The organism is Pseudomonas sp. SIMBA_067 (genome assembly GCF_046534675.1).
GTDB lineage: Bacteria > Pseudomonadota > Gammaproteobacteria > Pseudomonadales > Pseudomonadaceae > Aquipseudomonas > Aquipseudomonas putida.
This window is the reverse complement of sequence record NZ_JAWRYH010000006.1, coordinates 1-12,562: the sequence shown is the minus strand read 5'-3', so window position 1 is coordinate 12,562 and position 12,562 is coordinate 1. Positions and strand designations below refer to the sequence as shown.

General features: G+C 60.6%; 10 protein-coding genes. 9 read left to right on the top strand and 1 reads right to left on the bottom strand.

What is annotated here, in order from left to right:
* Positions 1-28 precede the first annotated feature (28 nt).
* Positions 29-946 (bottom strand): LysR family transcriptional regulator, encoded by a 918-nt coding sequence (locus tag SB765_RS14540; RefSeq protein ID WP_063423564.1) that lies wholly within the window; start codon positions 944-946, stop codon positions 29-31.
* A gap of 120 nt (positions 947-1,066) precedes the next feature.
* On the opposite strand from SB765_RS14540, the gene SB765_RS14535 reads away from it, so the two are divergent.
* The 9 genes from SB765_RS14535 (at position 1,067) to SB765_RS14495 (ending at position 12,153) form a co-directional block, all read left to right on the top strand.
* Complete coding sequence (locus tag SB765_RS14535; RefSeq protein ID WP_341795741.1) at positions 1,067-1,825, top strand: 5-oxoprolinase subunit PxpA; 759 nt, start codon at positions 1,067-1,069, stop codon at positions 1,823-1,825.
* A gap of 90 nt (positions 1,826-1,915) precedes the next feature.
* A complete protein-coding gene (locus tag SB765_RS14530) occupies positions 1,916-2,803 on the top strand; it encodes a 5-oxoprolinase subunit B family protein (protein WP_410910635.1) in 888 nt (295 codons plus the stop codon).
* A complete protein-coding gene (locus SB765_RS14525) occupies positions 2,800-3,771 on the top strand; it encodes a biotin-dependent carboxyltransferase family protein (RefSeq protein ID WP_063423560.1) in 972 nt (323 codons plus the stop codon). Before SB765_RS14530 ends, SB765_RS14525 begins: the two co-directional genes overlap by 4 nt.
* 217 nt (positions 3,772-3,988) lie before the next feature.
* The gene (icmH, locus tag SB765_RS14520; protein WP_341795739.1) at positions 3,989-4,870 is read left to right on the top strand and encodes a type IVB secretion system protein IcmH/DotU; all 882 of its coding nucleotides are present in this window, start codon (positions 3,989-3,991) and stop codon (positions 4,868-4,870) included.
* A gap of 13 nt (positions 4,871-4,883) precedes the next feature.
* Positions 4,884-6,959 carry a type VI secretion system Vgr family protein gene (locus SB765_RS14515; protein WP_410931497.1) on the top strand — a complete coding sequence of 692 codons (2,076 nt, stop codon included), beginning with the start codon at positions 4,884-4,886 and terminating at the stop codon, positions 6,957-6,959.
* Complete coding sequence (locus tag SB765_RS14510) at positions 6,956-7,879, top strand: hypothetical protein (RefSeq protein ID WP_410931496.1); 924 nt, start codon at positions 6,956-6,958, stop codon at positions 7,877-7,879. Before SB765_RS14515 ends, SB765_RS14510 begins: the two co-directional genes overlap by 4 nt.
* Positions 7,876-11,091: a T6SS effector BTH_I2691 family protein gene (locus tag SB765_RS14505; RefSeq protein ID WP_410931495.1), complete on the top strand. Its 3,216-nt coding sequence runs from the start codon at positions 7,876-7,878 to the stop codon at positions 11,089-11,091. Before SB765_RS14510 ends, SB765_RS14505 begins: the two co-directional genes overlap by 4 nt.
* Positions 11,084-11,902 (top strand): DUF6708 domain-containing protein, encoded by an 819-nt coding sequence (locus SB765_RS14500; protein ID WP_410931494.1) that lies wholly within the window; start codon positions 11,084-11,086, stop codon positions 11,900-11,902. Before SB765_RS14505 ends, SB765_RS14500 begins: the two co-directional genes overlap by 8 nt.
* Positions 11,899-12,153 (top strand): PAAR domain-containing protein, encoded by a 255-nt coding sequence (locus SB765_RS14495; RefSeq protein WP_410931493.1) that lies wholly within the window; start codon positions 11,899-11,901, stop codon positions 12,151-12,153. The genes SB765_RS14500 and SB765_RS14495 overlap by 4 nt, the downstream gene beginning before the upstream one ends.
* Positions 12,154-12,562: the final 409 nt, after the last annotated feature.

Here is a 12,562-nt window from a genome sequence, read left to right as displayed (position 1 = left end):
GCGAAGAGGCCGGCCCTGCCAGTACCCCTCAGCGCCGGGCGGACAACTGCTGGGGCGCCAGGAACGCATCATGGAAGTAATTACGCACGGCCTGCATCGCCGGGCTGAATGCCCGCTCACGGTGCCAGGCCAGCCCTACACTCATGGGTGTGACCGGGTCGCTGATGGTCACCGTCTCGATGCGCTTGCCCTCCAGCGACCAAGGCCTGTGCACCAGATCTGACAAGATCGCCACACCACTGCCATTGGCAACCATGCTGCGCACGGCTTCCACCGAACTGGTCCGCACCCGCACGCTCGGGCGCTGCCCGGCCAGTTCCCAATAACGCATGGCGCTTTGCTCGGCCTCGTCTACGGTCAGCAGGATGAACGGTTCGCAGGCCACATCGGCCAGGCTTACAGCCGAGCGCTCGCACAGCGGGTGGTGGCCGGGCAGCCACAGCCGGCGCTCGGAGTTGAACAGGGTTTCGGAGACGATGTCGGGGTGGGTGAGGTTGGCCGTGAGCACAACCGCCATGTCGAAACGCCCCTCCAGCAAACCTTGCTCGATGGCGCTGCGCTCCTGCTCGTACAGCTCCAGGGTCACATCCGGGTGCCAGTGTTCCAGGCGCTGCAGGTGGTGTGGGAGGAAGTAGCCGATCACTGTGTAGCTTGCCGCCAGGCGCAGCAGGCCGCTGGCGCGCACGTTCGGCAGCGGGCTGTTCAGTGCGTCGTCAACACTGCGCAGAATCACGTAGGCGCGGTTCAGGAAGTGCCGGCCGGCCTCGGTCAGGCTCATGCCTTGGGCCGAGCGCTGGAACAGCAGCACGCCAAGCATGGCTTCCAGTTCCTTGATTGCCGTGGTCACCGCCGACTGGGAGATGTTCAGGTGGATGGCTGCCTGGGAAATCTGGCCGATCTCGGCGGTGGCAACGAAGTAGCGGACCTGGCGCAGGGTCAGTGACACGGTTGGCTCCTGAGGTATCTGATTTTCCGAAGACACCCTATCTGTTTATAGATCTTCCCAAGGGGGTAAGGAGACTCTAACGTGGCTTGCATGCAGTCACAAGCACCAGGAGAGACAGTCATGCAGGTGGTGGATTTCAACTCGGACATGGGTGAGGGATTTGGTCCGTGGACCATTGGCGACGGCGTCGACAATGAGCTGATGGGCTACATAAGCACGGCCAACATCGCCACGGGTTTTCATGCCGGCGACCCCGGCACCATGCGCCGCACCGTCGAGCGGGCCAAGGCCCTGGGCGTGGCGGTGGGTGCGCACCCGGGCTTTCGTGACCTTGTCGGTTTTGGCCGCCGGCATATCAACGCGCCAGCCCAGGAACTGGTCGACGACATGCTCTACCAGCTGGGTGCACTGCGCGAAATTGCCCGTGCCCAAGGGGTACGCCTGCAGCACATCAAGCCGCACGGTGCCCTGTACATGCACCTGGCGCGTGACGAGGAAGCTGCCCGCCTGCTGGTGGAAAACCTGCGGGTGATAGAGCCGGAGCTGCTGTTGTACTGCATGCCGGGTTCGGTGATCTGCCGTATTGCCAAGGCGCTTGGCCAGCCGGTGGTTCGCGAGTTCTACGCCGACCGTGAGTACGACCTGAGCGGCTCGATCGTGTTCACCCGCAATGTGCGGGGCCATGAGCCCAACGCGGTTGCCGAGCGCGTGTTGCGGGCGTGCCAGCAGGGCCTGGTGCGCACGGTCGAGGGGCAGGACCTGGCCATCGAATTCGATTCCATCTGCCTGCACAGTGACACCCCCGGCGCTCTCGACCTGGTCGAGGCCACGCGCAGGGCGCTGGACGCGGCCGGTATTGTGGTGCGCGCGCCACGCTGAGTCCGTGAGGCATCCGTCTGGCACAAGCCGGAGCCCGTGTATTTTATTTTCGCCTGCCTTTCTATAAAGATTCCAAGAAAAGGAACAGTCATGGCCGAACCGCTTGCTACAACCCCGATCCGCTACAGCTTCGGCGCAGACGAGCACCTGTTTGCCGAAGTCAGCGACAGCATGTCGCTGGAAGCCTTTTTCAAGGGCATGGCCGTCACCCGCGCCGTTGAACGGCTGGCTCTGGATGGCGTGCTGGACGTGTGCCTGGCAAATGCCTCGTTCCAGATCCGCTTCGACCCCGACCGCATCGCGCCGCAGGCGCTGCTTGAAGCGGTGCAAGGTGCCGAGGCCGAGGCTGTGGCCGATCGCTCGTTGCAGACGCGGATCATCGAGATCCCGGTGCTGTACAACGACCCCTGGACCCATGAAACCCTGATGCGTTTCCGAGACCGCCACCAGGACCCGGCCAGCACCGACCTGGAATACGCGGCGCGCATTAATGGGCTGGCCGATGTCGACGCCTTCATTGCCGCCCACAGTGGCGCGCCCTGGTTCGTATCGATGGTCGGTTTCGTCGCCGGCCTGCCGTTCATGTTCCAGATGGTCGAGCGCGAGCGGCAGTTGCAGGTGCCTAAATACCTGCGCCCGCGTACCGACACGCCCAAACTCACCCTGGGCCATGGTGGTTGCTTCGGTTGCATCTACTCGGTGCGCGGTGCAGGGGGCTACCAGATGTTCGGCGTCACCCCGGCACCGATCTACGACCCTCGGCAAACACTCAACTACCTGAAGGCGCACATGGTGTTTTTCCGCCCGGGTGACATCGTGCAGTTCAAGCCCATTGATCGCCGGGCCTACGACCAGGCAGTGGCAGATGTGGAAGAGGGCCGTTTCGACTTGCGTATTCGCCCGGTCGAGTTCTCCCTGGATGCCTTCCTTGCCGACCCGGTCGGTTACCCCAAGTCGCTGCAGGAGGTACTGGCATGATCAAGGTACTCAAACCCGGCCTGGCCACCTCGGTGCAGGACCTGGGCCGTGAAGGCTACTACCACCTGGGCATTCCGCCGTCCGGTGCACTCGACCAGTACGCCCTGCGCGCGGCCAACCACCTGGTGGGCAACCCGGCGGGCGCAGCAGCCCTTGAGTGTGCGCTGGTGGGGCCGGAGCTGGAGTTCCAGCAGGATGCGCTGGTGGCGGTCTGCGGTGCACAGATGCCCGCTTTGCTGGATGGCCGCGAGCAGCGCCCCGATACGGCATTTACCGTGCGCGCAGGGCAGGTGTTGCGCTTCGGTTTCCCCACGGCGGGCGCCCGTGCCTACCTGGCCGTTGCCGGTGGCATTGATGTACCTGAGGTGCTCGGCAGCCGTTCAACCTACGCGCTGGGGGCGTTGGGCGGGTTCCAGGGGCGCAAGCTGATGGCAGGCGACGTGCTGCCGGTCGGTGTGCCCAGCGGCAAGACGCGCGCCGGTGCGAGCCTGCCCATGGCCCTGCGCCAGGCCCTGGGCGGCGAGGTGGTGGTGCGGGTGGTGCCGGGGCTGTACTTCCATCGCCTGACCGAGGCCGCAGCGCAAAGCTTCTTCACCCAGGCCTGGACAGTCGGATCCGAAGCGGACCGTATCGGCTATCGCTACAAAGGCGGCAGCGCCTTGAGCTTCCAGCCGCGGGAGCAACCGTTCGGTGCCGGCTCGGACCCGTCGAACATCGTCGATAGCTGCTATCCGATCGGTTCGATCCAGGTGCCAGCGGGGCTGGAGCCGATCATCCTGCACCGTGATGCGGTGTCGGGTGGCGGCTACGCCATGATCGGCACGGTGATCAGCGCCGACCTCGACCTGATCGGCCAGATGCAGCCCAACCAGCAGGCAAGGTTCCTGGCGGTGAGCCTGGAGCAGGCGCTGGAGGCGCGGCGATCATACAAGAAGAAACTGGCCTGCCTGGCCAGGCTCTTTGGCTGAGTGCGACGCGCTTGTGGAAGGGTTGTGCGATCCCTGCAGGAGCGGAAAACCCGCTCTTTCAGGGCGCTATTCTTTAGCAGGATGTTGCCAGGGAAACGTTTGGAAACTTGATTCAGAGAAGGATCCTACAAGCATTTGGGAAGCCCCAGACTCCTTGGAGAATTGATTCCCCGATAGTGTTCATGTCTTCAGTTTGCTGGAAGACAAGGACCACTTCATGCCCGGCCCATCCGATCTACCTCCGGTAAAATCCGGGGGCGCTATCGATGCCCATGACCTATCAGAAAGCAGCGTCTACGCGATGCTCGAAGTGCCGGAGGGTACTGATTCACCCTATCCGGCTGACCAGGGGCAGCGGGCAGGAGACCCAGATTTCGAAGGTTACCCCGCCGACCCGCACTTCCAGCTGCGTGGCGGCTTCGAAAACCTGATGCTCGATGCGGCAAGCCCGCTGTTCGGACTGGTCATTCGCCTGCGTACCCTGGATGACCTGCCCAACCTCGCCGACGTGCACAAGACCGTGCAAAACCAGGTCAGCAACATTCGCGAAGAAATCCAGCAGCACGGGTACCCCATCGTGCACCAGGAAGTCTATTCCTATGCCCTGTGCCTGTACCTGGACGAGGCCGTGATGAGCCGCCCGTGGGGCAACAATTCGTGCTGGAGCCACGAGCCGCTGCTCAGCATCTTCCACGACGAAACCCAGGGCGGCGAGAAGATCTTCGTGCTGCTCGAACGGGTCATGCAGGCGCCCAGGGAGTTCCAGGATGTACTGGAGTTCCTGTACTTCTGCTTCTGCTTGGGCCTCAGGGGCAAGCATGCGCTGGACCCCAAGTGCGAAGACATCATCAACGCCTTGATCTCGCGCATGCACACGGTCATCCGCGAACTGCGTGGCCCCACGCCGCAAGAGGTGTGCGACCCCTACAGCAACGTCGTTCATTGCCCCCACCGCCCGCGACGCTGGGAGTGGCCCTGGTGGAGCCCGCTGGTGATCTCCGCCGTCGCCATGGTCTGCGCTTACAGCTACTACAGCTACCGCCTCGACCTGCTCACCGCCGAAGTCCTGGAATCGCTCAACGCGATTTTGCAGCAGTAGCAGGGGCCGCCATATGCCAAGCCAATCCGATTTGCGCTTTACCTTCCAGCCGCTGGCTGGCCGGAGTGAATTCGAAGTGGTGTCGTTCGAACTGGACGAAGCCATCAGCACGCCGTTCCAGCTGAAGCTGGAACTGGTCAGTTTCGAAGACGATGTCGACTTTGGCCAGTTGCTCGACAAGCCGGTGCTGTTCACGATCTGGCGCGGCGAGCGCCCGCTGCGTTACGTGCACGGCCTGGTCAGCACCTTCAGTCAGGGTGAAACAGGCTTCCATCGCACCCGTTACCGCGCCCTGGTCGAACCCGTGCTGGCCCGCGCCGGGCTGCGCTCGAACTGGCGCATCTTCCAGCAGAAAACCGTGCCACAGATTCTCGAGATCATGCTCAAGCGCCAGGGCATCACCGGCTACGAGCTGAGAAGCATCGACAAGCATGAGGTGCGCGAGTTCTGCGTGCAGGCCGGTGAAACCGACCTCGACTTCATCGCCCGCCTGGCCGCCGAAGAGGGTTTTGTCTACCGCTTCGAGCACACGCCAAAACTGCACAAGCTGCTGATCACCGACCGGCTGCTGGGGCTGGGGCAGATCAGCCAGGGCGCCATCAAGGGCGATGACGAGGACGAAGGTTTCTTTGACGACGACACCGACCCCAACCAGGTGCTGTACCACGCCAACAGCGGCGGCGACCAGGCCAGGCCTTGCCTGCGCCGCCTGCGTTACAGCGAGCAGGTACGTACCGCGCGCCAGGTGCAGCGCGACTACACCTTCACCCACCCGGCCTACCGCCAGGAGCAGCGTGCCGAGGGCAGCGACCTCAAGCACCAGTCCACCACGTACGAGCGCTTCGACTACCCCGGCCGCTACAAGCGCGGGGCCGTCGGCGCCCCCTTCACCGCCACCCGCATCACAGCTTTGCGCCATGACGCCCGCATGGCCGAGGTGGAAGGCGACGACGTGCGCCTGCAGCCGGGGCTGAGCTTCACCCTGATCGGGCACCCGCGCGAAGACCTGAACATGCATTGGCGGGTAACCCGTATGCACCATGAAGGCACCCAGTTCACCAGCCTGCAGGAAGAGGCTGCGGGTGCCCAGCAAGGCACCCGCTACACGCAGGCAGCCGTGCTGGTGCCCGGCAGAACCGAATGGCGCCCGGCGGCGTTGCCCAAGCCGCGCATCGACGGCCCGCAGATGGCGACGGTGGTAGGGCCCAAGGGCGAGGAGATCTACTGCGACCAATGGGGCCGGGTGAAGGTCAGCTTCCCCTGGGACCGGGAAAGCCAGGACAACGAGTTCAGTTCCTGCTGGGTACGCGTGTCGCAAGGCTGGGCCGGCGGCAGCTGGGGTTCGATGGCCATTCCGCGCATCGGCCAGGACGTGATCATCCAGTACGTCGACGCCGATCCGGACCAGCCGATGATCACCGGGCGCACCTACTGTGGCAATCAGCTGCCGCCGTATGACCTGCCCAAGCACAAGACGCGGATGACCATCAAGAGCCAGACCCATAAGGGCGATGGCTTTAACGAACTGCGTTTCGAGGATGAACTGGGCAAGGAGGAAGTGTTCATCCATGCCCAAAGGAACCAGGTCAATGTGGTGGGCAATGACGAAACCACGACTATTGGGCGCAATCGAGTGGGGCAAGTTGGCCAGGATGAGCAACTGACCATCGGCAACAACTTCCGTCAGGACACGGCCCGCGACCATACCCAGGTCATCGGGCAAAACAGCCGTGTGAACATCAAGCATGACCTGAACGAACAAGTGGGCAACAACCGCAGCGAGTCAACGGGCGCCAACCAGCGGGTTGTCATCGGCAACAACAGCGAGCTTGTGATCAAAGGGGCTCAATCGATCAGCGTCGGGCAGGGGGTGCAAACACGCACGACGGTCTACCAGTTGCTGGCCAGTGAACGCATCGAGTTCAGAAGCCCTGGCGGCAGCATCGTGCTGGATGCACAGGGCATTACCATCAACGGCTTGACACTCGATCTGCAGGGGCAGACCAAGGCGGTAGCGAAGGGGGATGGCAATAGCCAGTCACTTGAGTTCACGGCTGATGGCAGTAACAAGTGCGAGGTCAAGGCATGAATATCGAGAACCTGGCCCGCAGCATTGAAGGGCACCATGCGGCGCATTTGCATTGCCATGTACTGATAGACCCACTAGCGGTTGCGGCTAGAAGCGACCATAACTTGCTTGCTCGACTGCGCGAAACGTTGGGCGAAGCAGCGTTGACGCGTGTGCACAGGGCCGATCTGGCCCATGCGCCTCACCTGCACCCGGTATTGGCCTGCCTGGCCTCGCCCGGATCTTTTCCCCGCAGTGACTTGCTCGAGCTGACGGCTCGAGCAGCGTACAGAGGGCTGCACCAGCACCGACGCTACTTGAGTGGCTGGCTGTTCAGCGAGGCAACACCGGCCACGGTAGCCGCCCACCTCACGGCCATGTGCCAAATACCCGATGCCAAGCGCCACTTCAACTTTTACCCAGTCTATGAACCCGTTCGCCTGGAGCTGCTCGCGGCAACGTTCAAGCAGGTCGAGCATGGCCCGTGGTGGCCGATCAACAGCTGGTTGTTCCTGAGTAGCGGTGGAAGGTTGGCCCACCTCAAAGGGCAGGGCGGACCGCGGCACTCTTTGCCGGAGCCTGCCCGGCGGATTCAGGAGGATGTGGCGTTGGTCGAGCGCGTGCTGGCTGTCTGGAGAGTGCTGCGTGCGGGCTCGGAGGGCGCGAGCCAGTGCCAGATACCGCCATTAGCCGCCGTGCGTGTATCCAACCATATTGACGACGCACGAGCGTTGGGCCTGAGCGCAGAGGAGGACATCACGGTTTTCGCTCTTCATCACCTGTGCATCCATCCCAAGCTGAATACCGTTGCTGCAGTGCGCAGCCTGGTTGAGGCAGCCGTCAACGATCGCCGTCCTCTTGCCCCAATGCTCGCTCGTTATTCCGAGGCGCAATGGCGTCGCCTGATCGATCCCCTCCCAGTAAACGAGAGGCGCTTATGACCCTCAGTCAACGTATCGCCATTGCGACAGCCGAAGCCGGGCTCCCTTCTGACCAGTGCATGGCCTGCGAGCGGCAAGGTTTGCCGATACTACCGCTGCGCCGCGCCCTGGTCCCGGATGCGCGCCCAGGTTGCGTCACCACCGTCGCCGGTAGCCTGCACGTTTCAGCCAAGATGGGCCTGCGTACCTTGCGCATGGGTTACCTGTATGTGCTGCTGGACCAGCAGGTCTGGCAGGCCTACGAAGTCAGCGAACAGGGCCACCTGCGCCGCTTCAATCCCTACGAACCGTCAGACGGCTTACCCGCGTCGCTGCCCGAAAAGTGTGTGAATGAGAACCACGATATCCCTTCGGCCTTCCTGAACATCGATACCGACCGGTATGGCACAGCCTGGCTGGCCTTCTCCAGCGATGCCTGGCCGGTCAGCGTGCTGAATGCCTACAAGAAAGGCCAGGCGCCTGCGCACCGCTTCGAGGGGGTCGACCTCACGCAAGCCCGCAACAACCCAGAATTACTGGGCATTGCCATGACGCCGGATAACCTGCAGGTCGACAAGGATGTGTTCGAGTACGCCCAGCATGGGTGCTCGCCGTTTGACAGTGCGCATGACTTTCACACTCGCAAGCTACGTAGGTTTGCCTTGAAGGGGTACCTGGTCAACGCGATGAACCGGCACAAGCTGGAGAACGGCGTGCTGGCGGTGGTGCTCGACGATACCGTTGGCCTGATTCAGGAATTCAACCACCAGCGCCTGAGCTGGGTGGTGAAGCGCCAGGTCTGGCGTGAAGACCCCATGCGTGCCTACCAATTGCAGACTTCGCAGATCCTCCAGGCCATTCGCGCCACGCACCGGGAGTGGGCAGCGCAGAAGGTGCCTTCACTGGAGCCGATGGCGGGTAGAGGGCCGTTTGTACCGATTGATCCGACGGTAGAGCGGCCGCGTATGGTCGAGCAAGCGATGAAGGACAGCGACGATAAACTCGAACAGCGCTACCACGAACCGCAACGGGCGGCGTTCCAGGCCGGGTATGACCAGCAGGAAGCCGAGTTTCAGCGCTACATCGACAAGGACGCCCGTGCTTACGCCGTGCTGTTCGACACGCCCATGTTCAAGGTGGCCGAGCAGTACGACTACGACAGCGATCATCGTGAGTCTGGCGTGGCGTATGCCAAGACCATGGCGCTGTGCCTGGGTGGCGGCATTACCGAGGCGATTGTGCCTGGCGCGGCTGCTGCGGCCGGCACCAGCGAAACCCTCTGGCTGAAATGGCTAGAGGATCCAGACAGCCCACCCTACCGCGCATTACTGATGCGCGACCGTATGTTGTTGGCCGGCCTGCTTCCCAGCTTTTCAGCTGCCGAAACCATCAACTGGAATGACAGCGACAAGCTTTACTCGATGCTGAGCAAGATCATCGCCAGCGACGATGCCGGCTTGCGCATGCGCAATACCTTGAAGCAGGCCATTGCCGAAACCCAAGGCGCGCTCAACGCCGCCAGCCAACGCTTGTCGCCCAATTTGCCACCTGGCATTCAGACCGCCGTGCGGCACCTGAACAGTGCAACCCAGTTCCTTTACAACGGCGTGCACCTGATCGAGCTGGAAGTGAAGATGAAACTGGGCGAGTACTACGCCTTGCAGAGTGCTCATCTACGCGAATTGCAGCACAAGGCCAATGCCTCGATTGCCGAGGCCAGGGACCGGATGCATCGCAACATCGATGACATCAACATCCATTCAACCAAGGCATGGAACAAGGTGCGGCCGATCATTCAGCACGGGCTGATGAGCCTGGCAGTGCTCGACCCGCGGTTTACCAACACCATGATCAGTGTGTCGGTATGGGTCGAGGGTACCGCGGCGGATGTGCAAGGTCGATTGTTTGAGGAAGCCAGCATGAAGGTGACCCAGGCGAGCAGCTTGGCGCAGCGGGCGTTGGTGGATATCTCGGTGGCGGCGGGGACGCTAGAGCCGGATGCGCGAAAAGTGTTCCAGAGGATGAAGATCACTTCGCAGCAGGCGGCGGAGTTGGTGCGAACTGGGTTTCGCGGCTTGCGTGGAGTGGCAGGCAGTTGGGAGTTGCTGCTGGCTATAGGTGGGTTGTATTTGCAGCATGACACCCTGAGCAGGAATCAGGAAAAAGCGGAAGCGGAGATTGGGCCGAAGGCTTACGAAGCAAAATTGGCATTGCAAGGTTCGCAATTGGGACTGTTGGGAGGGCAACTTGAGGTGGTTGGACTTGTATTGAGGTCAACTGCTGGCCGAACGGGGGGGACGTGGACCAAAGCCACCGTAGCCACTGGAGGGGCCTTAATAAGGCTGGGGGCGGTAGTAAGCTCTGTTGCTGGGTTTATCGAAGCCGCTCAGGCTATTTCAGCTGCTAAACGCGCTACGGCAGCGGGTGACAGTGTAGCGATGGCGTATTTCTATTTCTCTGCGGCGACTTTTGGTACCGGAGCCATTTTCTTTGCAGGAGCGGTATTCAATTCTTCTCTGCTTGGCCCATTAGGTATTGCTGTGATACTGGTGCTGTTAGCATATACGGCGAGCAAGCAAGCTGAAAGAAATGAATCAGACCTGCTGGAACGTTGGGCAAGGCGATGCTGCTTTGGAAAAGCAGATGAAACGCCTATTATTCATTGGGATACTCCAGAATATGCGGATATAGCTTTTGCCGAACTCAATGCTGCAACGTTGGGCATGCAAGCCAAGCTGCACTTTGAGTCAAACCTAATAACCGATCCGACTGTTCCTCGGATAGGTGGATTGGTCGGATTAGAAGTAGAGCATAAGCTGAAATTTCAGATCGTCTTGCCTAGGTATAGGAAAAAAGACTCTGCGTATAGCTGGAATTTGATAGTGCATCGTCATGGTGATGGAGATTTTCCAGAGTTTTCCGGTGGGGAAATCCTTGTTGGTGAGGATCGCCATGCTTCTTTTAGTGCTGTTTCCAAATCGGCTAAATATTCTGAATTTTCTTCACCGCGCCTTCCTGACTACAAAAGTGATATCGCTTTTGATAAAAAACTGCATATCGCGGCAGCGGGTGATCAAGAGTTGGCGAGTCTAGAGATTTCTGGAGTTGTTGAGCTTCTGCCGACGATAGGAAGTCACTCCGTAGTGGCAGCGACATTACTAGTAATGTTTTGGCCAGATCGTAATATAGACAGTGCGTATGCCGAGGTATGTAACCGGAGGCAAAATGATTGAGCGTGAGTCAAGAGTTTTATGGAGGCGCGAATTGGGCTGGAGCCGCGATTTGCCGCATGTGGATGAAGAAACAGTCCCCAGTTTAAATCTGGAGGATATCAGCCCGTCGCCGAACCATGTTGACGATGTCTATCTGGAGTTATCCAGGTCCACTCTAATGTTGCGTGGCGTTCTGGCCTTGCTTGGCATTCCCGTATTACTGTTCTTTTTTGGTTTGACGCTGTGGTTGTACTGGGCTGTCTTGAGTTATGGCTGGACCCGTGAATGGATGATGTACGTTATACTAATTATTGGGCCTATTGTTTGGTTTGGAGGTGTGTTTTCGGTTGTGAAGTTAGATTTGATGCTTCCAAGAGACGAGCCCATTCGCTTTAATCGTCTGCGAAGGAAGGTCTATTTCTATCAATTCCGATACCACTACGTTTACTTGTTCAGCCGTAAGCACTGGGGTGTAAAACCTGTCGCCTACAACTGGGACGACGTAACCGCGGAAGTTTACCGCGTCTACGCTCCCGGCCACGGCGGCTTTATCGAAAACGTCAAGCTGTCTGTCCGCAACCCGGAAACCAACGAAGTCATCGATCGCGTGGAGTTCGCCTCCAACCTATACAAGGGTGAAGCCTACTGGGCCATCGCCCGGCTGTTCATGCAACAAGGCCCCGAAGCCTTGCCGAAGTTCGTGCACCCACCCCGCGACTGGAACGATGACGATGGCTTGAGCCACATGCATTGCCTGGCGCCGAAGGTTCATTGGCCGGAGGCCATAGATCGCGAATCCCGTACAGCACCCTCCGAGGGAGAATTCCAATGAACCCGGTTGTGCTCGTCGGCCACCAACACAATTGCCCGCTGCATGGGGTCAACCAAGTAGAAAGCGGCGCTACGTATACGTTTAACGGCAGGCCGGTCGCCAGGGTAGGTGACCGGACCACCTGTGGCGCGGTGATAGAGAGTGGGGCCGAGCATTTTCTGATCGAAGGGGCCGCGGTGGCGCGCAAAGGCGACCGGACGGATCATGGCGGTGTGCTGGAGGAGGGCGATGCTGGGTGGCTGCTGTATTAAAACGGGCATTGAAGTGGATGGCACAGGCAACGCCGGTGATGGCGCCTGAATCCGCTCCCACAGGTTGGCGTGTGACCTGGACTTGCGCTGTAGCTGTGGACCGGGCATGCCCGCGAAGCAGGCAACGCGGTGGATGGCACGGGCTTCGCCCGTGTTCGCGGGCGCGCCCGCTCCCACAAGCCTCCGCATGACCCCAGGGCCTATGAGTGGACAGTTTAATGATTGTCCAAGGGCTCATTTAGAGACGTTTCCTACAAGGTTTTAGGACGCCCTAGGAACCTCCGGCAAGCGATTCCTCGTTAGTGTTCAGGGACCATCACAGCCCCTTTCAGCGCGAGGTCGTTTTTGACAATCAGCCAACGTATCGCCATTGCGGCAGCCGAAGCCGGGCTCCCTTCTGACCAGTGCA